The sequence below is a fragment of the Bacillus sp. 22190 genome, from assembly GCF_052045575.1.
Classification (GTDB): Bacteria; Bacillota; Bacilli; order Bacillales; family Bacillaceae; genus Bacillus; species Bacillus altitudinis.
The window spans coordinates 164,061-188,293 of the sequence record NZ_JBQEPF010000001.1 but is presented as its reverse complement, the minus strand read 5'-3'; the positions used below and the strand labels follow the sequence as shown (position 1 = coordinate 188,293).

23 protein-coding genes are annotated in these 24,233 nt (G+C 42.6%); 3 read left to right on the top strand and 20 right to left on the bottom strand.

The annotated features are described in order from the left end of the window. Positions 1–121: 121 nt before the first annotated feature. Together prmC and prfA are read right to left on the bottom strand one after the other, a co-directional pair. Positions 122–1,009 carry a peptide chain release factor N(5)-glutamine methyltransferase gene (gene prmC / locus ACTJKA_RS00995; protein ID WP_035389803.1) on the bottom strand — a complete coding sequence of 296 codons (888 nt, stop codon included), beginning with the start codon at positions 1,007–1,009 and terminating at the stop codon, positions 122–124. Next, positions 999–2,066, bottom strand: coding sequence for a peptide chain release factor 1 (gene prfA / locus ACTJKA_RS00990; RefSeq protein WP_008343422.1), 1,068 nt, complete (start codon positions 2,064–2,066; stop codon positions 999–1,001). The genes prmC and prfA overlap by 11 nt, the downstream gene beginning before the upstream one ends. Before the next feature lie 210 nt (positions 2,067–2,276). Between prfA and racA the strand changes: the two genes are divergently transcribed. After that, positions 2,277–2,828 (top strand): chromosome-anchoring protein RacA, encoded by a 552-nt coding sequence (gene racA, locus ACTJKA_RS00985; protein ID WP_035389804.1) that lies wholly within the window; start codon positions 2,277–2,279, stop codon positions 2,826–2,828. Positions 2,829–2,863: 35 nt separating this feature from the next. On the opposite strand, the gene ACTJKA_RS00980 is transcribed toward racA, so the two are convergent. The 10 genes from ACTJKA_RS00980 to ACTJKA_RS00935 form a co-directional block, all read right to left on the bottom strand. Next, positions 2,864–3,820 carry an AEC family transporter gene (locus ACTJKA_RS00980; protein WP_017368214.1) on the bottom strand — a complete coding sequence of 319 codons (957 nt, stop codon included), beginning with the start codon at positions 3,818–3,820 and terminating at the stop codon, positions 2,864–2,866. 91 nt (positions 3,821–3,911) lie between these two features. Then, positions 3,912–5,612, bottom strand: a complete 1,701-nt coding sequence (malS, locus tag ACTJKA_RS00975; protein ID WP_017368215.1) for an oxaloacetate-decarboxylating malate dehydrogenase — start codon at positions 5,610–5,612, stop codon at positions 3,912–3,914. 279 nt (positions 5,613–5,891) lie between these two features. Beyond that, on the bottom strand, positions 5,892–6,494 hold the full coding sequence (locus ACTJKA_RS00970) for a thymidine kinase (RefSeq protein ID WP_007497666.1): 603 nt from the start codon (positions 6,492–6,494) through the stop codon (positions 5,892–5,894). Positions 6,495–6,581: 87 nt separating this feature from the next. Further along, positions 6,582–6,782 carry a 50S ribosomal protein L31 gene (gene rpmE, locus ACTJKA_RS00965; RefSeq protein WP_003215407.1) on the bottom strand — a complete coding sequence of 67 codons (201 nt, stop codon included), beginning with the start codon at positions 6,780–6,782 and terminating at the stop codon, positions 6,582–6,584. Positions 6,783–6,912: 130 nt separating this feature from the next. Then, complete coding sequence (gene rho, locus ACTJKA_RS00960; RefSeq protein WP_007497667.1) at positions 6,913–8,196, bottom strand: transcription termination factor Rho; 1,284 nt, start codon at positions 8,194–8,196, stop codon at positions 6,913–6,915. A gap of 364 nt (positions 8,197–8,560) precedes the next feature. Next, the gene (glpX, locus tag ACTJKA_RS00955; protein WP_007497670.1) at positions 8,561–9,526 is read right to left on the bottom strand and encodes a class II fructose-bisphosphatase; all 966 of its coding nucleotides are present in this window, start codon (positions 9,524–9,526) and stop codon (positions 8,561–8,563) included. 32 nt (positions 9,527–9,558) lie between these two features. Beyond that, positions 9,559–10,848: a UDP-N-acetylglucosamine 1-carboxyvinyltransferase gene (locus tag ACTJKA_RS00950; protein ID WP_007497673.1), complete on the bottom strand. Its 1,290-nt coding sequence runs from the start codon at positions 10,846–10,848 to the stop codon at positions 9,559–9,561. A 246-nt stretch (positions 10,849–11,094) separates the two neighbouring features. After that, the gene (fsa, locus tag ACTJKA_RS00945; RefSeq protein WP_003215343.1) at positions 11,095–11,733 is read right to left on the bottom strand and encodes a fructose-6-phosphate aldolase; all 639 of its coding nucleotides are present in this window, start codon (positions 11,731–11,733) and stop codon (positions 11,095–11,097) included. Between the two features lie 111 nt (positions 11,734–11,844). Next, positions 11,845–12,702, bottom strand: a complete 858-nt coding sequence (locus ACTJKA_RS00940) for a class II fructose-bisphosphate aldolase (protein WP_007497678.1) — start codon at positions 12,700–12,702, stop codon at positions 11,845–11,847. A 178-nt stretch (positions 12,703–12,880) separates the two neighbouring features. Continuing rightward, positions 12,881–13,255 carry a response regulator gene (locus tag ACTJKA_RS00935; protein WP_003214681.1) on the bottom strand — a complete coding sequence of 125 codons (375 nt, stop codon included), beginning with the start codon at positions 13,253–13,255 and terminating at the stop codon, positions 12,881–12,883. Positions 13,256–13,435: 180 nt separating this feature from the next. Between ACTJKA_RS00935 and ACTJKA_RS00930 the strand changes: the two genes are divergently transcribed. Beyond that, positions 13,436–13,966, top strand: a complete 531-nt coding sequence (locus tag ACTJKA_RS00930) for a DUF2529 domain-containing protein (RefSeq protein WP_035389805.1) — start codon at positions 13,436–13,438, stop codon at positions 13,964–13,966. Positions 13,967–14,008: 42 nt separating this feature from the next. Here the strand turns inward: ACTJKA_RS00930 and pyrG are convergent, their stop codons facing one another. Both pyrG and rpoE read right to left on the bottom strand, forming a co-directional pair. Continuing rightward, complete coding sequence (gene pyrG / locus ACTJKA_RS00925) at positions 14,009–15,616, bottom strand: glutamine hydrolyzing CTP synthase (RefSeq protein WP_035702325.1); 1,608 nt, start codon at positions 15,614–15,616, stop codon at positions 14,009–14,011. A 238-nt stretch (positions 15,617–15,854) separates the two neighbouring features. Then, positions 15,855–16,391, bottom strand: a complete 537-nt coding sequence (gene rpoE, locus ACTJKA_RS00920; protein WP_017368217.1) for a DNA-directed RNA polymerase subunit delta — start codon at positions 16,389–16,391, stop codon at positions 15,855–15,857. Positions 16,392–16,768: 377 nt separating this feature from the next. Here rpoE and ACTJKA_RS00915 point away from each other — a divergent pair, with 377 nt between their 5' ends. Beyond that, entirely contained in the window at positions 16,769–17,242 is a 474-nt protein-coding gene (locus ACTJKA_RS00915; protein WP_224559426.1) for a DUF2798 domain-containing protein, read from the top strand. A gap of 13 nt (positions 17,243–17,255) precedes the next feature. Here ACTJKA_RS00915 and ACTJKA_RS00910 read toward each other — a convergent pair whose 3' ends face one another. The 6 genes from ACTJKA_RS00910 to ACTJKA_RS00885 form a co-directional block, all read right to left on the bottom strand. Further along, the gene (locus ACTJKA_RS00910; RefSeq protein WP_017368219.1) at positions 17,256–17,453 is read right to left on the bottom strand and encodes a hypothetical protein; all 198 of its coding nucleotides are present in this window, start codon (positions 17,451–17,453) and stop codon (positions 17,256–17,258) included. Positions 17,454–17,585: 132 nt separating this feature from the next. Continuing rightward, the gene (locus tag ACTJKA_RS00905) at positions 17,586–18,728 is read right to left on the bottom strand and encodes an acyl-CoA dehydrogenase (protein WP_171465864.1); all 1,143 of its coding nucleotides are present in this window, start codon (positions 18,726–18,728) and stop codon (positions 17,586–17,588) included. A gap of 16 nt (positions 18,729–18,744) precedes the next feature. Beyond that, a complete protein-coding gene (locus ACTJKA_RS00900) occupies positions 18,745–19,857 on the bottom strand; it encodes an acyl-CoA dehydrogenase family protein (protein WP_035389815.1) in 1,113 nt (370 codons plus the stop codon). 11 nt (positions 19,858–19,868) lie between these two features. Then, complete coding sequence (locus tag ACTJKA_RS00895) at positions 19,869–20,732, bottom strand: 3-hydroxybutyryl-CoA dehydrogenase (RefSeq protein WP_035389816.1); 864 nt, start codon at positions 20,730–20,732, stop codon at positions 19,869–19,871. 19 nt (positions 20,733–20,751) lie between these two features. Next, the gene (locus ACTJKA_RS00890; RefSeq protein WP_048001114.1) at positions 20,752–21,927 is read right to left on the bottom strand and encodes an acetyl-CoA C-acetyltransferase; all 1,176 of its coding nucleotides are present in this window, start codon (positions 21,925–21,927) and stop codon (positions 20,752–20,754) included. A gap of 103 nt (positions 21,928–22,030) precedes the next feature. Next, the gene (locus tag ACTJKA_RS00885) at positions 22,031–24,142 is read right to left on the bottom strand and encodes a (Fe-S)-binding protein (RefSeq protein WP_171465866.1); all 2,112 of its coding nucleotides are present in this window, start codon (positions 24,140–24,142) and stop codon (positions 22,031–22,033) included. Positions 24,143–24,233: the final 91 nt, after the last annotated feature.

Genomic DNA, 24,233 nt, shown 5'->3' with positions numbered 1-24,233 from the left:
ACACCATTCGCTCCTTCAAAACAAATTTATGTAAAAAATCATGATCAGAATGTTCATTCTTCTATATATACGTTTCCCTTTTACCATAAGTTTCATCTTTACATAATAAAATAGTCCGACTTTATTCAGCCGGACTTCCGTTTTGAATGTGTGCGCAAACCGCTCGATCCTTTCCGTTGATGTCCTTGATGATATGAACATCAGCTGAAGGGAACGCCTGCAAAAGAAGCGCTTTTACATCTTTTGCTTGTGTATGTCCTATTTCAAAGACAACCACCGCTTGCTGATGAAGTACCTTGTGGAGATCACAAGCGATACGCTCATAAAACCACAGGCCATCACGCCCATCTGTCAGCGCATTGACAGGTTCATGCTTTGTGACAACCTCTGATAAACCATCCATTTCTTCTGCCGCAATATAAGGAGGATTGGAAATAAACACATCGACTTTGATGCCTTGAGCCATAATCGGTTCAAGTAAATCCCCTTGGACAAAATGAACGTCTGCACCAAGCGCTTCTTGATTTCGCTTTGCTACTTCAAGTGCTTCATGTGAAATATCCGTCGCTGTCACAGTGAGAGATTCTTTTTCAAGAGCTAACGTAATCGCAATTGCACCGCTACCTGTTCCTACATCAACAGCTTTGAGCGGCTGATCATCAGGAAACACACGATTCATCATGTTTAATGCCGCCAGCACCACTTCCTCCGTTTCAGGACGAGGAATCAGAACGTGTTTGTTTACCTCAAAAGGACGCCCATAAAAAAATTCAACACCCGTTAAATGCTGCACAGGCACTCCACGCTTGTGCTGCGCGACGAACTCGCTGAATTGTGAATCTTGCTCCTCTGGCAGTGGATCATGAAAACGGGCAAGAAGTTCACTTCTGCTCCATCCAAGCACATGCATCAACATTAACTCTGCTGCGTTTTGGTCTCTGCCCGCTTCCGTTAACAAAGAAGAAGCCCATTTAAGGGCTTCAAAGATCGTTCGCTCTTTATTTTGCATTTTGAAGTTTTCTTGCTTGGTCTTCCATAATTAATGCATCAATGACCTCGTCAAGTTTCCCTTCTAAAATTTGATCAAGCTTTTGAATCGTCAATCCAATGCGGTGGTCCGTCACGCGGTTTTGCGGGAAATTGTACGTACGGATACGCTCTGAACGATCCCCTGTTCCAACAGCAGATTTACGGGTTTGGTCATATTCAGCTTGTGCTTCACGCTGGAATTTATCATAAATTCTCGCACGCAAAACTTTCATCGCTTTTTCTTTGTTTTTGATTTGTGATTTCTCATCCTGACAGGAAACCACTACACCTGTTGGAAGGTGAGTCAAACGAACAGCAGACATTGTGGTATTAACACTTTGTCCCCCTGGTCCGCTTGATGCGAATGTATCCACACGAATATCTTTTTCGTGGATATCAATTTCAACTTCCTCAGCCTCTGGTAATACAGCAACTGTCGCTGTTGATGTATGAATACGGCCGCCTGACTCAGTTTCAGGAACACGCTGCACGCGGTGTGCACCGTTTTCAAACTTTAGTTTAGAATATGCACCTTTACCGCTAATCATAAAGATGATCTCCTTATAACCGCCAGTTCCAGTGACACTCGCTTCCATGACTTCTGTTTTCCAGCCTTGCATTTCAGCATAACGGCTGTACATACGGTACAGGTTTCCTGCAAACAGCGCAGCCTCTTCTCCGCCCGCTGCACCACGAACCTCCACAATAACGTTCTTATCGTCATTCGGATCTTTCGGGATGAGTAAGATTTTTAGCTCGTCTTCTAAACGTTCTGTTTCCTCTGTGAGCTCTGAAATTTCTTCTTTGACCATGTCGCGCATATCGGCATCGAGCTTATCTTCCAGCATGGCTTTCGCATCACTTAGCTGATCATATGCCGCACGATATTGTCTATATACCTCAACAGTTTCTTGAATATCAGATTGTTCCTTCGAATATTCACGAAGCTTCTTAGGGTCGTTCACCACTTCAGGGTCACTTAAATATTCATTTAGCTTTTCATAGCGTTCTTCAATTGATTTTAAACGGTCTAACATGGTCTTCACCTCTGTTTTGTGCGTAACAGTCTAATTATAGTATAGCGGGGTATGACAGTCAAAAAAATTTCCAAAACAATTGATTTTCTGCAATTTTTCACTAGAAAACACGATCTTTGGCGATTGGTTACTTGTTTTGTCTAACGTGAAGGAACGGATGCTCACGAAAGAGAATGGTACTTGTAATTGAAAAAAGGGAGGGCATTTGGTTTGAATACAAATGAGGTTGCAAAGGAAATTGGTGTATCTTCAAAAACCATTCAGCGCTGGGTCAAACAGCTCAACATCCCTGTCGCCCGGAATGAACTAGGACATTATGAATTTCATGATGACATTGTCCAGCTGCTCAAAGAGGTCCAACACCAAATGAACGAAGGTGTGATTCTCCATGACATTAGACTGCCGATCCATGAAGAAACCGCCCAGCAATTATCACCTACTGTAGAAACTTCTGACTCATCAAAACGGATAGAAGCCTTAGAAGAACAAGTGAAACAGCTCCTTCAAGAGCAATCACATGTCAGTCATATTGAAGCCCGTTTTCAAGAATTAGAACGGAAACTCGCTAAGAAAGCAGATGAAGGCGTTTCCTACCAGCTCCTCCAGCACAGAAGAGAAATTGAAGAATTAACTGCAAAATTAGAACGCCTCACAGCCGCATTGACAAAACCAAAACCATCAAAAGAAGAAGAAAAGGAAAAGGCACACCCCGAAATGAAAAAAAAGCGTGCACTCTTCCCTCTGTTTCATTCATTTCGCTAAGAAAGGCTGCCTAACGAGGCAGCCTTTCTACTATATTATACGGTAAGTGCAATAATGATTGGTAATGTAATGAGTGACATGATCGCACTGATCACAAATGCGGATGCTGTTTCTGCTTCCTGTTTCTCAAATCGAGTGGCGATCATGGCCGCAACAGCTGAACCTGGGAAGGCAACAAGCAATACAGCTTTTGTAATTTCATCCGCCGAAAGACCCATAAGAATGGCGATGAAATACATAAGTAACGGTTGTACAGCTACTTTGAGCAATGCGATACTGAAAGCTGGTAAGCTCAGTTTAATCTTGCGGATACCGACTGTGACACCGACTGCAAAGAGCGCAACCCCTGATGTCACACTTCCAATTTCCTCTAGCATTTCATGTCCGATTTCAGGAAGTTTAAATCCTAAAAGAACAAGAATGATACTTGCTAACGGTGCAAGCGCAAGCGGCTCTGATAAGCCGTGTAAAATCGCTTTCGTCGTCATTTTTAGGAAACTTTCGCCGTCTTTGGCTTTTCCTTTTGTTTTTTCACCGACAGTTGACACAATAATAGCAATTGGATCAAGCAATGCATTTACAACTATTCCGGTAATAGCAATCGGAATTGCAACTTCTTGAGCCCCAAATAAACTGCCCAAGACCGGAATCCCCATAAATGCAAAGGTCGGTTGTGCTGAGTTTAATGAGAAAACAGATGAATCTGTTAAATCATATTTAAAAGCAAATTTCGTAACTAAAAGGATAATGATATAAAAGCCTACGATTCCGAAAATCAATGCAACGAAAAATGGAATTTGACTATAGAATTTATCTTTTGGTGTTGACAGAATGCTGGCGATAAAGTGCGCTGGCAAAGCATACTTTGTAACAAGTGTACTTACACCTTTTGCAGATTTAGCGTCATAGCTGCCGAAGTTCCCTGCGAACCAACCCAGCGCGATAACGAAAAAAATCGGTGCTAGGAGGATCAAAATATTTAAAAAGTCCATCTTACTATTCCTCCTTGAATCCTTTACATGTTTCTTATTTTATAGCGGCATTGCTTACATTACCCGAAACAATGCCGCGTTACACATTTTATTATGCTCTTACAATTTTTTTATATTCAGGAATCCACATAGCATCTTTCACAGCTTGTTCAATGTTTTCAGGTGTTTTTCTTGCGACACCATCTTTAATTGCTGCTTTTGCCACTTCAATAGCTACTTTGATAGAAACTTCTTGTAACTTATCAATGCTTGGAAGTAGACCAGCACCTGGTTTATCATGATCAACCATTTCAGCAATCGCATCCGCTGAAGCAACGAACATGCCTTTTGTGATGATTTTTGATTCCGTTACGATTGAACCAAGACCAAGTCCAGGGAAAACGAACGCATTGTTTGATTGTCCGATTTCATGTTCAATTCCGTTATACTCGACATTTTCGAATGGGCTTCCAGTTGCAACAAGCGCACGACCGTCTGTCCATTTGAATAGATCTTCCGGTACTGCTTCAGCAAGTGGAGTTGGGTTAGACATCGGCATGATCACTGGACGCTCAGTATGAGCTGCGATTTCTTTAATAATTTCTTCAGTGAATGCGCCGCCTTGACCTGATGTACCAATAAGAATGGTTGGCTTCACCTTACGAACAGCTTCAGCAAATGAGATTTGTCCTTTTTCATCACGAGCCCAGCCTTCTACTTCATCAGAAGAACGAAGGTATGGTTTTTGGAAATCAAGCACTTCATCTTCAAACTGATCTGTTAGTAACCCTCTGTAGTCTAACGTCCAGAATGCATTGTTTGCTTCTTCTTCACTTAGACCTTCAAGAACCATTGTGTCACGCATTTGATCGGCGATTCCGATTCCAGCTGATCCAGCTCCGAAAATCATCACACGGTGATCTTTCAATTGAGTACCAGTTTTCTTGACAGCTGCAAGAACACCCGCTAAAGTAATGGCACCAGTACCTTGGATATCATCATTAAATGTTAAGATGTTGTCGTTGTATTTTTTCATGATGTTACGCGCATTTTTGTTTCCAAGGTCTTCCCAGTGAAGCAATGCTTTCGGGAAGAATTTAAGTGCTGCTTTGACATACGCATCAATGAATTCTTCGTATTTTTCACCTTGTACACGTTTGTGGTGGTTCCCGATGTACAATGGATCATTTAATAATTTTTCATTGTTAGTTCCAACATCTAATACAACTGGAATGACGCGGCTTGGATCAATACCTGCTGCAGCCGTATAAACAGCTAATTTACCAATTGCGATGTTGATACCACCAACACCCCAGTCACCAATTCCAAGAATACTCTCAGAGTCAGTTGCTACGATGAGGTCGATGTCGCCTGCTGTTGCATGTAAGTTTTCAAATGCTTTCTCAATACCGTCAATGTTGTCGATTGAAAGGTAGACACCATGAGGTCTTCTGTATTCATGGCTGTATTCTTGAATCGCTTCACCAACAGTTGGTGTGTAAACAACAGGAAGCATTTCACGAAGCTTGTCCGTTAGAAGCTTATAGAATAATACTTCGTTACGGTTTTGCAAATCACTTAAGTATACGTTTTGACGAAGACGATCTGGCTGAGCTAGAAATTGCTTGTATGCTCTCTCTGCTTGCTGTTCTAAAGTCAGAACAGTTGGAGGAAGTAATCCTTCTAGTCCAAGCTCTTGTCTTTCTTCTTCAGAGAAAGCAACGCCTTTGTTCAACGTTGGAATCGATAATACATCTTTACCTGTCAAAGTGGTTTCGAGGTACCCTTCTTTTGTTTTCTTCACGTTGTTCATCAAAAACTACCCTCTTTCTAAAATATAAATAAAGTGAACTATTAATACAAAGAACGATCAAGGAGAAAAATCCTTAATCAAAAAAATTATGACAAGAAATCGAACTTTTCGTTTAAATGCTTTACACTACAGTTAGTCATTTTATGCCTGCTTATACCAAAACGCAAGCGTTGAAAATTAGATAATTTTTTCGTAGCGTTATTTAATTTATTTAAGTACAAATGATGGGTGTTCAGCCAAAATCTCGAAAAACGAAACACAGCGGCATTTGCTATTTTTTTAATTGTCAAGTGTTGTACCAACATCTAGTTTTGGTACTTCATGGTGATGTCTGCATCGTGCTTCGTATGATTCCTGCGCACCTACTAAAATAATGGGATCATCATAAGATGCGGGTTTACCGTCGATCAAGCGTTGTGTTCTACTCGCTGGGGAGCCGCATACCGAACAAACTGCTTGAAGTTTTGTTACAAGCTCTGCACATGCCATTAAATGCGGAACAACACCAAATGGCTCTCCTCTGAAGTCTTGATCAAGGCCTGCAACAATGACTCGGTAGCCTTTATCAGCCAATTGAGTGACAATATCAATGATTGTCTCATCAAAAAATTGCACCTCATCAATGCCAATGACATCGGTTCGTTCTGATATGTGCGTTATTATGTCTTTTGGTGAGGTTACTGCAATCCCATCGACGGATGAACCGTTATGTGACACAACTGAGCTTGTGCTATACCGGTTATCAATCGCTGGTTTGAATATTTTTACTTCTTGTTTGGCAAAGGTGGCTCTTTTGGCTCTCCGAATCAATTCTTCCGACTTTCCAGAAAACATACTTCCGCAGATGACTTCAAGCCAACCGCTTTGTTTCATCACATACATAAGGTCTTCTCCCCCGTTTTAAAGTTCCATCAATCCACGTAAAAAAACAGGCAAGAACGGATTCCTGCCTGTTTATTGTATCTATTATTACTTAAGACCGTATTTTTTGTTAAAGCGGTCAACACGTCCATCAGCAGAAGCGAATTTTTGACGGCCTGTATAGAAAGGATGGCACTCAGAGCAAATCTCGATGCGTACCTCTTCTTTTACTGATCCAGTTTCAAACTCATTTCCACAAGCGCATTTGACTGTAGCTTTTTTGTAGTTAGGATGAATTCCTGTTTTCATCTACTGTCATCTCCTTCCGCCCTGAATCCAATTCGGAAACAGAGTTAATATCTCAGAATAAATTCTGAAACGCACATGATAAAATTATAACAGTGTAAGTCTATGATTGCAAATGTATTTTTTCAGGAAGCTATCTTCTTGATGCAGACATATTTGCTTGTTTCCACTCTTGCGTTAAAATATCGAAAAATTCTTGGTTTGTCTTTGTTTTTCTCATTTTGCGCATGAATTTCTCAGCGAAATCAGGTGTATCTGACATTGATTTTCTCATCGCCCATAGACGATCAAGATGCTCTTTAGGCACAAGCAGTTCTTCTTTTCTTGTACCGGAACGACGAATGTCGATGGCTGGGAAAATTCTTCTTTCTGCAAGAGAACGGTCTAAATGGAGCTCCATGTTCCCTGTTCCTTTAAACTCTTCATAAATCACATCATCCATACGTGATCCTGTATCAACAAGTGCAGTAGCTAAAATGGTCAAGCTTCCACCTTCTTCGATGTTACGCGCAGCACCAAAGAAGCGTTTTGGACGGTGGAAAGCCGCTGGATCAATACCGCCGGAAAGCGTTCGGCCGCTTGGCGGGATGACCAGGTTGTATGCACGAGCAAGCCTTGTGATGCTGTCCATTAAGATGATGACATCTTTTTTATGTTCAACTAGACGCATCGCACGCTCTAATACAAGCTCTGCTACTTTAATGTGGTTTTCCGGTACTTCGTCAAAGGTTGAACTAACAACATCCCCTGCAACAGAACGTTCGATATCTGTTACTTCCTCTGGACGTTCGTCAATAAGAAGAACAATCAGTTCTGCCTCTGGATGATTTTCAGAGATACTGTTGGCAATTTCTTTGAGCAAAATGGTTTTCCCAGCCTTAGGCGGTGCAACAATTAAACCACGCTGTCCAAACCCAACTGGTGCCATCATATCCATAATTCTAGTAGACAGGTGATTAGGCTGTGTTTCAAGAATCATTTGACGATCAGGGAATAGCGGCGTGAGTGCAGGAAAGTGAACACGTTCCTTAGCTGATTCTGGGTCGTCCCCATTTACCGCTTCGACATGAAGGAGGCCATAGTAGCGTTCATTCTCTTTTGGAGGTCGTACCTTTCCAGACACCTTATCACCATTTCTTAAATCAAAGCGTCTGATTTGTGAAGCAGAAATATAAATGTCTTCAGAGCTTGGGGAATAGTTAATTGGTCTTAAGAAACCAAATCCCTCTGACTGAATAATTTCTAGAACCCCTTCCATAAATAAGAGATCCTCTTGCTCAGCGTTTGCCTTTAAGATAGCAAAAATTAATTCTTTTTTTGTTAGTTTGCTGTAATAAGAGATTTTGTACTTTTTTGCTAACTCATACAGCTCTTTTAATTTCATATTTTCCAAAGATGAAATCGAAACATCTTTCAATATGGACACCACACTTTTCTAGTCAATGTATTTCATTACGAATGCATGACTATTGTATTTGATTAGCTTTTAATTCCGTTTTTGTTGGAATGACCTCGCTCTCATGGTAACGCTCACACTCGTTTTATCGTAAAGATAGGAACAATGTGAAATTGAGCTTTGTCAACATAGAGAAGGATAATGAGTATATCGTCATGATGCGGCAGTATTTAAACTTGTTGAAGCTTAAAAGAAGTAAATTCGCAGAAAATTTCGCAGCACTCTTTAGTTTTACCTCATTTGCAGGGAATATTCAACTTTAAAAAGAAAATGATATATATTTGACACCTATATGAAAAGCGGGTAAAGAATACCCGCTTTCAGATTACGGACGAATGACAAGATTCGGTTTTTTCTTTAAACTATGTCTGCCATCGACGAATCGAACAGTACCTGATTTCGCACGCATGACAACACTATGTGTTGTTCCAACAGAGCCTTTAAATTGAACACCTTTTAATAACTCGCCATCTGTTACACCTGTCGCTGCAAAAATGGCGTCATCGCCTTTCACGAGGTCTTCCATTCTGAGGACTTTTCCAACATCCAGCCCCATTTTCTCACAGCGTCTCAGCTCTTCTTCACTTTGTGGAAGAAGCTTACCGTGGATTTCTCCACCAAGTGCTTTAAGCGCAACAGCAGAAAGGACACCTTCAGGCGCTCCACCTGAACCAAATAGAATATCAACACCTGTGTGATCAAATGCTGTATTAATGGCTCCTGCAACGTCACCATCATCGATCAGCTTGATTCTTGCTCCAGCTTCTCTCAGCTCAGCAATGATCTTTTCATGTCGCTCTCTGTTTAAAATTGTCGCAACAACATCTTCAATATCTTTGTTTTTTGCTTTTGCAACAGCACGAAGATTGTCAATGACAGGCGCTTCAATGTCGATGCAGCCTACCGCTTCTGGACCTACTGCGATCTTATCCATGTACATATCAGGTGCATTCAGCAAGTTGCCATGATCAGCAACAGCGATAACAGCTAAAGCATTCCAGCCACCGCTTGCCACAATATTTGTTCCTTCCAATGGATCAACAGCAACATCCACGCGAGGTCCATATCCGTTTCCAAGCTTTTCCCCAATATAAAGCATTGGCGCTTCGTCCATTTCTCCCTCGCCGATGACCACAGTTCCCTTCATCGGAATCGTATCAAATACATCACGCATGGCACTTGTTGCAGCATCATCCGCTTCGTCTTTTAAACCTCTACCCATCCAACGAGCAGATTTTAATGCAGCTGCTTCTGTCACCCGTACTAGTTCCATCGATAAACTTCTTTCCATTTTTGTCCAAATCTCCTCTCACAGTCAAAGCCTTATGAATTTTGAAGTTCTTCTATTTCTTGGTCATTCAGCTTTTCACGCCAGATGGTTGCACCCAAGCCTTCAAGCTTCTCCTCAAGCATACTATATCCTCTGTCTATATGTTCAAGCCCTGTGATTTCGGTCACACCGTCTGCCATTAACCCTGCAACAACGAGACAAGCACCTGCTCGCAGATCACTTGCTTTGACCTTTGCACCTTGAAGCTGCGTTTGACCTGTAATAATGGCAGATCTTCCTTCCACCTTCATGTTAGCACCCATTCGACGCAATTCGTCAATGTGTTTAAAGCGGGCAGAGTAAATGGTATCTGTCACGACACTCGTGCCTTTCGCTTTTGTTAACAAAGCCGTCATCGGCTGTTGAAGATCAGTCGGAAAGCCCGGATACACAAGGGTTTTGATATCGACAGGCTTGAGTCCTTCATTTCTGCCAACGATCAGCATTTGATCGTTGCTTGTTTCAATTGTGAATCCCATCTCTCTAAGTTTCGCCGTAATTGATTCTAAATGAGTTGGGATCACATTATCAAGCACAACTTCATCCCCCATCGCTGCACCTGCAATTAAAAATGTACCTGCTTCTATGCGGTCAGGGATGATGGAATGCCTGCAGCCATGAAGAGATTCCACACCTTCGATCCGAATCACATCCGTCCCCGCACCTTTGATTTTAGCTCCCATGCTTGCAAGCAGTGTCGCTACATCAATAATTTCGGGTTCTTTTGCGGCATTTTCAATCACTGTTTTCCCTTCAGCAAGCACGGCTGCCAGCATGATGTTGATGGTCGCACCTACACTGACAACATCAAGATAAATACGGGCTCCGACTAATTTTTCAGCGCGCAAATAAATCGCACCCTGTTCGTTTGTCACCTCGGCTCCAAGTGCTTCAAAGCCTTTGATATGCTGATCGATCGGTCTAGGTCCTAAGTGACATCCTCCTGGTAATCCAATGACAGCCTGCTTGAATCTACCGAGCATGGCGCCCATTAAATAATAGGATGCTCGTAGTTTCTTCACTTTCCCATTAGGAAGCGGCATACTGATCATGGAGGCAGGATTGACAACCATCTCACCTTTTTCAAATGTGACCTTTCCGCCAATCTCTTCTAACAGATCTCGTAATGTGTCAATATCTGAAATATGCGGAAGGCCTTCAATGGTTACTGGAGAATCAGCGAGAATCGTGGCAGGAATCAGTGCCACAGCACTATTTTTCGCACCACTAATATGTACGGTCCCGCGCAAGGGGTCACCGCCGGCAATGTTTAACTTTTCCATATTTGTCTCCCTTCTTAAAGAAGATCACTGTTGGAGTTATACTGTTTGTGGATGTCGCGCTTTAAAAGGTCTTGTCCAAAATTTAGCCAATATCAAGAGAAAGAATACAGGTTAAACGAAATTTGTCGGAAGAAAAATAATCGAAGCTTTGCGAGGCTGTGATGTTCTCTTCTTTGCACAAAACATTTCTTAGCGTATTTAAGGAAAACTGCGGCAAACGGATGCGTATCCGTCTGCCACAATCACTTATTTATTCCAGTCTGCTAAAAATTGCTCAATGCCTGCATCCGTTAATGGGTGTTTTGTCAGCTGCTTGATGACTTTCAGCGGCATTGTGCCGATATGAGCACCTCTAAGCGCAGCTTCTGTCACATGTTGCGGGTGACGAATGGATGCAGCAATGATTTGTGTATCTAATCCATGAACATCAAAAATGGTTTTCACTTCACTAATGAGATCAAGACCATTTTGGCCAATGTCATCTAAGCGGCCGAGGAATGGAGAGACATACGTCGCACCAGCTCTAGCTGCAAGAAGTGCCTGGTTTGCACTAAAAATCAACGTGACGTTTGTTTTAATCCCAAGGTCTGTTAACGCTTTGACTGCTTTAAGACCGTCTGTTGTCATTGGGATTTTCACTGTGATATTTGGTGCAATAGCAGCCAGCTCTTTTCCTTCTTCAATCATTTCTTCTGCTTTGAGAGAAATGACTTCCGCACTAACTGAACCTGATACCACGTCAGTGATTTCACGAAGGCGGTCGTGGAACGATACGTCCTTTTCTTTCGCTACTAAACTAGGGTTTGTTGTCACGCCTGCTAAAATGCCAAGCTCGTGTGCCTCTTTGATGTCTGCGATATTCGCTGTGTCTACGAAAAATAACATAACTGTGCCACTCTCCTATCAATAAATTGTCTAAAATGTAAATTTGATTGCGCTTTCTCATGATATGGAGAAAACCGCCTGTGACTCAGGCGGCTTTCGGTTCTCATCAAATTATGCTTGGTTAGAAGAACCAAATTCACGCATTTTGCCGATAACAGTCGCTTTAATTGCGTCACGAGCTGGTCCAAGATATTTACGTGGATCATACTCTTCTGTTTTTGCAGCAAGTGTTTCGCGAACTGCTTTCGCAGAAGCAATTTGGTTTTCAGTGTTTACATTGATTTTTGCTGTACCAAGTGAAATCGCACGCTTGATGTCAGCAGTTGGGATACCTGTTCCGCCGTGAAGAACAAGTGGAAGTCCAGTTGTTTTACCGATTTCTTCCATTTCAGCGAAACCAAGGTTTGGTTCACCTTTGTATGGACCATGAACTGAACCTAGTGCAGGCGCAAGGCAGTCAATACCAGTACGTTCTACAAGCTCTTGGCACTCTTTTGGATCAGCATAAATAACGCCCTCAGCGATGACGTCGTCTTCTTGTCCACCAACAGTTCCAAGCTCAGCTTCTACAGATACACCGTGGAAATGTGCAAGCTCAACCACTTTTGCAGTTGTCGCTACGTTCTCATCAAATGGATGGTGAGAAGCATCAATCATCACAGAAGTAAATCCTGCATGAATCGCTTTTGCACAAGATTCAAAGCTTGAACCGTGATCTAAATGAATCGCAACAGGAACTGTTACATTATATTCTTCGATTAACGCTTTTACCATTGCGACAACTGTTTTGAAGCCGCCCATGTAGCGTCCTGCTCCTTCAGATACTCCTAAGATAACTGGAGATTTCTCTTCTTCAGCAGCTTGTAAAATCGCTTGCGTGAATTCTAAGTTATTTAAGTTAAACTGTCCAACAGCGTAACCTTTTTCCTTTGCGTCTTTCAACATTTCTGTCATTGAAACTAAAGGCATGATGAAAAATCCTCCCTATGTAGCTAATTTGCTTACTAAAAAAAGCTCTCCACCCTAGCATGACCAGAATTTCTCGCCATATGTAAACTTTCAAAGTCAGATCGCTTTCTTCTTCTTATCTAGAATACCAATTATTCGACAAATCGGCAACAGAATGACTTGATTCAATCATTTCCATCTAGCCATTTGTTTCGAGCGGCAAGTATTCTTTGACCGCATCACGGATTTCATCAATATCAAATGGTTTAGCAAAATGCGTTAATGCACCGAGCTCTTTAGACTCTTGAATCATATCTAGTTCGCCATAAGCTGTCATAATGATCACGCGAATGTCTTCATCAATTAATTTCATGCGTTTTAAAATCTCAATGCCATCCATTCCGGGAATTTTCATATCAAGCAGGACAAGGTTTGGTCTATGGTTTTTCACAATATCTAATGCCTGTAGTCCGTTAGCGGCTTGAAAGGTTTGATAGCCTTCTTTATGAAACACTTCATTCAGCAATATTCTAATACCGTACTGATCATCGACAATTAAAATTTTCTCATTCATCTGTTACACCCCATTGCTTTCATTTTTCGCCATAAAAAGAGCTGTTGTTAAATAATTCTGTTTGATTTTCACATTTCCTTTAATTATAATAGTTTACTTTACGACATTTTCTGAGCATTTTTCCTAATATTCTCTTTATATTCTATTATAAAATGATCTGACAGAAGGAGGAAATGAGTCTTGTTAAAAATTTTCACTACCCAATTATCAGGTATTTTTTCACGTATTGGAGATAAGCAGGCCGAAGCGATCGAAGACGGTGCACGCCTTCTTGCTCAGGCCGTTGTCAGTGGACATGCCGTGTATTTTCATGGCAAGAATGAACTGGCGGCTGTAGCCTTAGAGGCATCTGAGAGCAAGGAGCCGTTTCCGGGTGCGAAGGTTCTGCCGCTGGATCAAAAGGAGCGCAGCATACTTCATCCAAGTGACAGGGTGCTTTTATTTTATTCAGATCCAGAAGATCAAGAGATTCAATCCCTTGTCAAAGAGCTGCACGAACAAGGCACACCTATTGTCGGTGTCGGCCCTGCACAAAAGGAGACATCATTTATTGAAGAGCATTGTGATGTCCACATTGATTTTCAGCTCAAAAAACCACTTGTGCCTGCTGAAGATGGAACAAGGTTCGGCTATCCTGCACTGATGACCTGCTTATATGTCTACCATGCTCTATCGTTTACTGTGAAAGAAATCGTTGAGGAATATGAATAAAAAAAACTGCCGAGAAGATGATATTCTCGGCAGTTTTTTGTTTTATTTTGATTCAGATGCTTGTAGTGAAGCACCAACGAAATCTCTAAATAATGGTTGTGGTCTTGTCGGTCTTGAAACGAATTCTGGGTGGAACTGAGAAGCAAGGAACCAAGGGTGATCCTTCAGTTCAATGATTTCAACAAGACGTCCGTCTGGGCTTGTACCAGAGAAGACAAAACCTGCTGCTTCCATTTGCTGTCTGAATTCGTTATTAAACTCATAGCGATGACGGTGGCGTTCGTACACGACTTCGTCATTGTATGCAGCAAATGCTTTTGAGTCTTCATTTAATTTACAAGGATAAAGACCGAGACGAAGTGTTCCGCCTAGATCATCTACATCCTTCTGTTCTGGAAGAAGGTCAATGATTGGGAATGCTGTTTCAGGATCAATTTCCGCTGAATGAGCTCCTTCAAGGCCTAATACGTTTCTCGCGTATTCGATTGATGCCACTTGCATTCCTAAGCAGATTCCGAAGAATGGCACTTTGTTTTCACGGGCAAATTGTGTAGCAATGATTTTCCCTTCTACTCCGCGGTCTCCGAAGCCTCCAGGAACAATGATGCCGTCAACATCTTGTACGAAATCAGCGATATTCTCTGCTGTCACTTCTTCTGCATTGATCCATTTAATTTGAACATCTGCATCAAACGCATAACCAGCATGACGAAGTGATTCAACGACAGAAATATAAGCATCTTGCAGCTCAACATATTTCCCTACAAGACCAATTGTGACTTGTTTTGAAAGGTTTTGCACTTTATCAACAAGTGCTGTCCACTCTGTCATGTCCGCATCTTGGCAGTCAAGTTTCATATGTTCACATACTAGCTTGTCCAGCCCTTGTTTTTGTAAATCAAGCGGAATAGAGTAAAGCGTGTCTGCATCCTGACATTCGATAACAGCTTTTGTATCAATATCACAAAACAGTGCAATTTTGTCCTTCATATCTTGTGCCAATGGCATTTCCGTTCTGACCACGATGACATTTGGCTGAATACCAAGACTGCGAAGTTCTTTTACACTATGCTGTGTTGGTTTTGTTTTCAATTCACCCGCTGCACGGATGTAAGGAACGAGGGTACAATGAATGTACATCACGTTTTCGCGGCCGATGTCACTCTTCATTTGACGAATGGCTTCAAGGAATGGAAGGGATTCGATATCTCCTACTGTTCCGCCGATTTCTGTAATAACCACATCTGCACCCGTTTCTTTTCCGGCACGGTACACGCGGTCTTTGATTTCATTTGTAATGTGGGGAATGACCTGTACTGTTCCACCTAAGTAGTCACCGCGGCGCTCTTTCTTCAGAACAGTAGAGTAGATTTTACCAGTTGTGACGTTGCTGTACTTATTTAAGTTAATATCAATGAAACGCTCGTAGTGACCTAAGTCAAGGTCTGTTTCAGCACCATCATCTGTGACAAAAACCTCACCGTGCTGGTATGGACTCATTGTCCCTGGGTCTACGTTGATGTATGGATCAAATTTTTGAATGGTGACATCCATCCCTCTATTTTTCAGAAGGCGGCCTAACGAAGCAGCCGTGATTCCTTTTCCAAGTGAGGAAACAACTCCTCCTGTTACAAAAATATACTTTGTCATTTCGTATGCTCCTCTCTTTTTTACCCTTGCATGACTAGACATGCACAGCTTCATCCTTTTAGAGTGTATCCCTAAATCTCTTGAAAAATAAGAAAGCTCCCTTTCAAATAAATGAAAGGGAGCGTAAATGAACGTATCTTTACGTACTCTTTTTTAGAGAGCCCAAAATACATACTACATAGTTCGCTCTGGAAAGTCAAGACGGTTTTGTCCTGTTTTCAGGACCGGTTTGTGAGGGTTATTTGTCTTCCTCATCATCGTCTAAATCGTCTTCATCAATTTCCGTTAAGCCGTCATCATCTTCATCATCATCTTCGTCGAAGTCTTCTATCTCTTCATCGATTTCTTCATCATCTAGGTCAAGGTCCTCGTCGTCTTCAACAAGATCAAGATCTTCTTCAAGCTCGTCGATTTCTTCTTCCTCTTCAATATCATCGAAGTCTTCTTCAACGACAGCAGCTTTTGTTTTTTTCTTTTTCGCTTTTGTTTTCACAGCTGGCTGAACTTCTTCTTCGATTTGATCAACTGGATACCAGCTGCGAAGTCCCCATCTCTGATCACCTAACGAAATAAAGCGGCCATCTATATTTAAGTCTGTATAAAATTGAGCAAGTCGATCATCAAGATCAGATTTTTGTATCCCTTGCAAACGGACAATTTCATCTATTAACTCGGAAAACGTAATCGGTGTTTTGCTGTCTCTGAAAATTTCATAAGCAAGTTCAACTAAAGACATTTGTTTGAGCTGTTCCTGTGAGTATTCTTTCAAACTCAAGGTCAGACACTCCCTTTCTATTACATGTATGTATCCATTTATCAGTGAAATAATAAGTATTTATACCTTATTCTTACGACAAACCATACCTCTCATTATAAACAAATTAGGGGAGTTTATGCCACCTTTATTGATGTTAATTTTTGATTTTTTCACAAGAGAAGCCTCTAGCGGTCAATCATTTGTGCCGAATTGGCATAATTCATGTGTGAAGTACACATTTTGCATGCTTTTTTGTCTTCTCTTTTGATGAATACAAAGCCATTTACTCTTCTTAAAAAAGGGGATTTATTCCTTCACAAAATGTTCACTTACGACGAATTGAAACAGAAATCTATAATAAATAGACTAATTTTGAGAGGTTGATCAAATTGCCAATGACAAAAAAAGAAGATATACAATTTGGTGTCTTGATGTGTTTTTGTATGTTTTCAGTGATGTTCTTTTATAACCTATTTTTAAATGGACGGCTTGGACATATGACATGGTTAGAAGGTGTACTCACCTATGTGATCGGTTTTGCCATCACGTTGTTGATTGAGATGTGTATTGTTGGGCCTTCAGCAAAAAAAGCAGCCAACCGTTTTGCCCCAAAAGGCAAGAAAATCTATTTTATTCTTACTCTTTCTATCTTTATCGTGTTTGGGATGGTGTGTCTCATGTCTTTATGCGGATATGTTGTTCAAAGCATCGGCACAGGATTTCAAACACAATCGATTCTATCTGATTACTTAACGATTTTCGGCCATAATGTCATGTTGGCGTTCCCTTTGCAGATGTTGATTATGGGACCACTCGTCCGTTTTGTTTTCTTCAAATGGATGAAATTAAAACAGACAGCAGCGGTTTAGTCGAAGGGATATGTTACAGCTGGATATTCTGAATGAGTGAAAAAACCAAAGGTACGGTGAATAAAGTGCCCGCAGACATGAGTACAATGAGTTTTCTGCGGCTGTTTTCTTTTTCTTCCTTCTTTTTTGGAGAATTTGAAAGCTCTGTGGAGACCATAATCCATATGATCATTGTGACGATTCCTAAAATGCCAATCAATGTTGTGTTCATCATGATAACCTCCATTTTGATTCTTTTTCCAATTTTACCATAACGATCAGGTGATATGAGATCACATTGGAGAGGATTTCACATTTGAGACAAAAACAGACCACCTCACATCAGGTGGTCTTTGCTTCGTTTCTACATATCTAGAAGTTTCCGTGAGATGACCAGCCGCTGGATTTCTTGTGTACCTTCATAGATTTGAGTGATTTTCGCATCACGCATGTAGCGTTCGACTGGGTAATCCTTTGTATAGCCATATCCACCAAAGATTTGTACGGCTTCTGTCGTCACCTTCATGGCTGTATCACCGGCAAAGAGCTTGGACATAGCTGATTCTTTCCCATACGGAAGCCCTTTTGTTTCAAGCCATGCTGCCTGATAGGTGAGCAGTCTTGAGGCCTCAATTGCCGTTGCCATATCCGCTAACTTAAAAGCAATGCCTTGCTGCTGAATGATTGGTTTACCGAATTGTTTGCGCTCCTTTGCATATTTGACTGCTGCATCCAGAGCACCTTGAGCAATACCAACAGCTTGTGCGGCAATACCGTTTCTGCCGCCGTCAAGTGTCATCATCGCTATTTTAAATCCCTCTCCTTCTTGACCAAGCCGGTTCCTTTCGGGTATACGACAGTCTTCAAAGATGATTTCTGTCGTTGGCGATGAGCGGATGCCCAGTTTGCTTTCTTTTTTGCCGATTGAGAAGCCTTGCGTCTCTTTTTCTACAATAAAAGCGGTTGTATTGCGGGATGAAGCATCCTGGTCAGTAACAGCAAACACAATATAATAATCCGCAATGCCTCCATTGGTAATAAAAATCTTTGCACCGTTCAAGACGTATTCATTCCCTGCTTTTACTGCTGTTGTTTTCATTCCGCCGGCATCTGAGCCCGAGCCGCTCTCGGTCAGTGCGTATGCGCCGATCTTCTGACCCGCTGCAAGCGGCTTTAAATACGTCTCCTTTTGCTCATCTGTTCCGAATGTATAGATCGGCCATGAAGCGAGTGATGTGTGAGCAGACAGGGTGACACCTGTAGAGGCGCACACTCGCGAGAGCTCCTCAACCGCTATGACATAGGCCAAATAATCACTACCAATCCCTCCATTTTCTTCTGGCCAAGGGATTCCCGTTAAACCAAGCTCTGCCATTTGACGAAAAATAGCCGGATCATACGATTCTGTTTCATCTCGCTCTGCTGCTGTTGGCTCCACTTCATTTTTCGCAAAATCTCTCACCATTTTTTGTATCATTTCGTGTTCGTCACTTAATTGGAACTGCATCATGAGCCACCTCACTTCATATTAGCTGTTTACAAATAACCAGCCTTTGTATTTCACTTGTTCCTTCATAAATCTCACAAATTTTCGCATCACGAAAGTACCGCTCTGCTCGGTATTGCTTCGTGTAACCGGCTAGACCAAGCAAATGGATGACTTCTGTACTAATATCAACCGCTGTTTTAGATGCAAATAACTTCGCCATCGACGCTTCCTTCGTGACAGGGCGATTGGCCTCTTTATAAGAGGCGGCTTGATAGACAAGAAGTTTTGCCGCTTCCAGCTTGGTGCCCAGATCGCCCAACCGAATGGTCGTTTCAAGGCCAGCTGGGTGCTGCTTTAAATACGTCACCGCCTCATCTAATGCGGCTTCTGCAATGCCAAGGCTTTGAGCCGCAATGCCAATTCTCCCCGCATTTAAGCTAGACATGGCAATCCGAAAGCCTTCTCCTTCTGCACCGAGCAGCTGTTTTTTTGGAATTCGAACACCGTCAAAATGAAGTGTGACTGTTTTTGATCCATGCAGGCCCATCTTCTTCTCATCTTTTCCGATCGTAAATCCTGGTGTCCCTTTCTCCACAATAAACGCTGATATATTTTTCTTAGTAGAAGCAGGGTCTGTCACAGCAAATACAAGATACACTTCCGCTTCACCGCCGCTTGTGATAAAAATTTTCGTTCCATTTAACACATAGTGATCGTCTGCCCGCTCTGCTTTCAACTGAATACTAGAGGCATCTGATCCTGCCTTCGGTTCAGTTAGACAAAAGGCGCCCAGCTTCTGCCCGGACGCAAGCTTGGGAACGTAGGATTCTTTTTGTTCAGTTGTTCCAAACGCCAAAATCGGCATCGTCACAACGGATGTATGAACGGATACAATGACACCGATGGTTGCACTTACTTTGGATAATTCATGAATCGCCATGATATAGGTTGTGAAATCTGCCCCTAATCCGTGATACTTATCTGGGATCGGAATGCCTAAAAAGCCTTGCCGACCCATTTCAGCTAAAAGCGTTTTCGGGAACACGCCCTGTTCCATCGCTTCTACTTCTGGGAAGACATGCTGGCGTGCAAATTCTGCTACTTGTTTTCTCCAAAGACGTTGTTTTTCTGTCAGCAACACATCCATCTTGACTCCCCCTATGAGTGGTCGTGGTAAGTGTAAAAACCTCTCTTTGTCTTTTTGCCCAGCCAGCCTGCGTTCACATATTTTTTCAAAAGAGGACAAGGTCGATATTTGCTATCTCCAAGACCCTCGTGAAGGGTATTCATAATAAATAAACAAGTATCGAGCCCGATGAGGTCGGCGAGACGAAGCGGGCCCATTGGATGGTTCATTCCAAGCGTCATGATGCCGTCAATACTTTCTACATCTGCTACGCCTTCATAAAGGGTGTAAATGGCTTCATTAATCATCGGCATTAAAATGCGATTTGACACAAAACCGGGGAAGTCTTCCACTTCAATTGGCGTTTTGTCTAATGTCTTTGCTGTATCAAAAACAACTTGGTACGTGGCATCATCCGTTTGCAGCGCACGGATCACTTCAACAAGTTTCATCACGGGAACTGGATTCATAAAATGCATGCCAATCACTTTCTCTGGCCTGTTCGTCACGGCTGCTAATTCTGTGATCGACAAGGAAGACGTATTTGTCGCAAATATCGTGTCATCAGGTGCAAATTGATCGAGGGTTTCAAAGATTTGTTTTTTGATCTTCATTTGTTCAGATGCGGCTTCAATCACTAAATGCGCCTGCTGTACATCCTTTAAATCTGTTGAAACAGCCAGCCGCTGTGTAATATCACGGACTGCCTGATGTGCCAGCTTTCCTTTTTCTGCTCGTTTCGTCAGTTGTTTGGTCATTGAGGAAATGGCTCGATGAATCTGCTCCTCTTCTGTATCATGGAGCAGGACTGTATAACCTGACTGTGCAAATACTTGGGCAATACCTGAGCCCATTTGCCCAGCCCCAACGACCATGACGGTCTCTTCTATACTCATGACAATGAACGCCTCCCTTTTAATCCACCTTGATCATGATCGCATCACCTTGACCCCCGCCGCTGCAAATCGCCGCAATGCCGATCCCGCCTCCTCTTTGTCTGAGTGCATGGATCAAGGTCAATATAATACGTGTTCCGCTTGCTCCAATCGGGTGACCAATCGCGACTGCCCCTCCGTTCACATTCATTTTCCGCCGATCCAGTCCAAGCATTTTTTCGCATGCCAATGCAACCGCTGAAAAAGCCTCATTGATTTCAAACAAATCGATATCCTCTACTCGCTTCCCTGTTTTCTTTAACACTTTTTCGATGGCATAGGCTGGTGTTTTCGGAAAATCCTTTGCCTCTACTGCTACTTGGGCATGCCCAAGCACAACTGCCATAGGTTTTTCACCTTGCTGCATGGCATATGTGTCTTTCATTAATAGAAGCGCACTTGCACCATCATTGACACCAGGTGCATTGCCAGCGGTGATCGTACCTGCCTGATTGAAAACGGGCATCAGTTTTGACAAACGTTCATATGACGTATCACGCCGCGGGGCTTCATCTTCTGAAATCAGCTGATCTCCTTTTTTATTCTTGACGGTAACGGGGATGATCTCATTTTTAAAAAAGCCGCTTTTTTGCGCCTCAATGGCTCGTTCATGACTTCTTAACGCCCAAAGGTCTTGTTCTTCTCGTGTGACGCCAAGCTCTTTCGCCGCCATGCTTCCATACTCACCCATATGAACACCTGTAAACGAACAGGTTAATCCATCTAAAATCATGGCATCTTGTACTGCACCATCTCCCATTTTGTAACCCCATCGTGCTTTTTTTAGAAGATAAGGAGCATGGGACATGGATTCCATGCCGCCTGCCACGATCACCTTGGCATCTCCCGCTCGAATGATTTGATCGGCTGTCGTGACACTGCGCATTCCTGAAGCACAGACTTTGTTGATGGTTTGTGTCGGAACCGACCAAGGAAGATCTGCATGTCTAGCTGCCTGCCTTGAAGGAATTTGACCTTGTCCTCCTTGAAGGACACTGCCCATGATGACTTCATCCACTTCATGAACATTTGAGGCTCTTTCCAGCGCAGCTTTTATCGTCATCCCCCCTAATTCTGCAGCAGTCAAACGACTTAAAGTTCCACCTAGTTTTCCAAATGGTGTTCTCGCTCCAGATACAATGACCGTCGTGCTCATTTCTTTCCCCTCCTATTTGTTACCGCTTACATAAATGCTAGACAGCACTTAAAACATCGGCATCTATCGACCGATGAACAGAAGATCCATCGGCCTGACACCTTTATGAAGCCTGCGTTCTCGTTTCGCCAAACACTGATTTTTCAAGAAGTTCTGCGACATCAAATGTTCCGACCTGCTCTTCTACTTCCTTCGCTTTCGTCCCATCCCCAAGCATGGTTAAACAATATGGGCATCCTGAGCTGATGATGGATGGCTGTACCTGTAAGGCCTGCTCCGTTCTCGCTGTGTTAATCCGAGTACCTGTCTCTTCTTCCATCCACATTAAACCGCCGCCGGCACCGCAGCACATCCCGGATTCACGATTCCGTTCCATTTCTTTCAGTGTCACACCCGGAATGGATTTTAAAATATCTCTTGGCGGATCATAGACCTCGTTATATCTGCCTAGGTAGCAAGAATCGTGGAAAGTAATGACCTCGTTCACTTCATGAATAGGCGTTAATTTCCCCTCTTTTACTAGCTCTGCCAGTAATTCTGTATGATGGTACACCTCTGCCTCGAGCCCGAATTCTGGGTATTCATTTTTAAATAAATTGTAAGCATGCGGATCGATCGTGACAATTTTGGTTACGTCATTTTTTTGGAATTCTTCGATGTTCTTTGCAGCAAGTTCTTGGAACAAAAATTCATTCCCAAGTCTTCTCGGTGTATCGCCTGAGTTTTTCTCTTTATTACCTAGGATGGCAAAAGAAACCCCTGCTTCATTGAGCAGTTTTGCGAAGGCAAGAGCAATCTTTTGGCTTCTATTGTCATATGCACCCATCGATCCAACCCAGAATAAATAGTCAAAGGTCTGATCTGCTTTTTTCAGCTCTTTCACTGTCGGGACATGCACATCTTCTCTTAGTTCACGCCAGTTTTCTCTTTCTTTTCGGTTCAATCCCCATGGATTCCCTTGGCGCTCGATGCTTGTCATCGCACGCTGTGCATCTGCGTCCATTTTTCCTTCAGTCAGCACTAAGTATCTGCGCATATCAATGATTTTGTCGACGTGTTCGTTCATGACAGGACACTGATCTTCACAGTTTCGGCATGTCGTGCATGCCCAGATTTCTTCTTCTGTAATGACCTCTCCAATGAGAGAAGGATGATACATTGCGCTCGCCGCAGATTCTTCCGCTCCAGCTCCTCTTGCCTGCATCGCCAGCTGATTTCCTGTCGTCTGTTTGAAAGCAAGCTGCGGAACCCACGGTGTCTTTGAAGTAATGGCAGCCCCTTTATTTGTTAAATGATCTCTTAATCGTAAAATCAAATCCATTGGAGACAGCATTTTCCCCGTCCCTGTCGCCGGGCACATATTCGTACAGCGCCCGCACTCCACACAAGCGTAAAGATCAATCAGCTGAGATTGACGGAAATCTTCAATTTTCCCAACGCCGAACGTTTCTTGTGTCTCATCTTCAAAATCAATTTTTTGCAGTTTGCCTGGCGGGTCCAATCTGCTGACAAATACGTTGACCGGGCCAGCGATGAGATGGGCGTGCTTAGACTGCGGGACGTACACTAAGAACGTCAGTAAAATAAGAAGATGCACCCACCATGCGACATAGAAAACAATTGTTGCCGCAAGTGGTGACAGCCAGCCCAGCAAGAAAGCAATGCCGGAAGCAATTGGCTCAGTTGCTGATAGTGAGTGCCCATGCCAAATGATGTTCATTCCGTTTCCCAGTAATACGGTCAGCATCAATCCGCCAATAAACAAAAGGACAAGCCCTGACTTAAAGCCCCTTTTTAAACGGACTAACTTCTCGACATATCTTCTATGGAACGCCCAAACCACCGCCACTAAAATGAGAAGTGTGACTCCCTCTTGGAAGAATGTAAAGACACCGTAAAGCGGACCTAATGGTAGCCCGCTGTCTGGAACAAGTCCCTTCATAATAAAATCAAGGGCTCCGAACTGCACTAAAATAAATCCATAGAAAAACAGCACATGAATGATGCCGCTCTTCTTGTCCTTGAGCAGTTTCTTTTGCCCAAACACATTCACCCAAACACGTTCTAAGCGTTTTTTCATGTCTTTTTGAAATTCTTCTTTTTTGCCAAGACGAATATACGCCGCTCGTGTTCGAATGAGATAAATAAACAAATACACAGCGTAAGCGGTCACTGCCGCAAATGCAATCAAGTTAACAATTAAAAGGCTATTCATCTTGCTCCCCCTTTCATTCCCCAAGACCCACTTTGTTCCGTTTCCATGTTGTACCTCTATCATAAATAATGAATGAGTATTCAGTCAATAT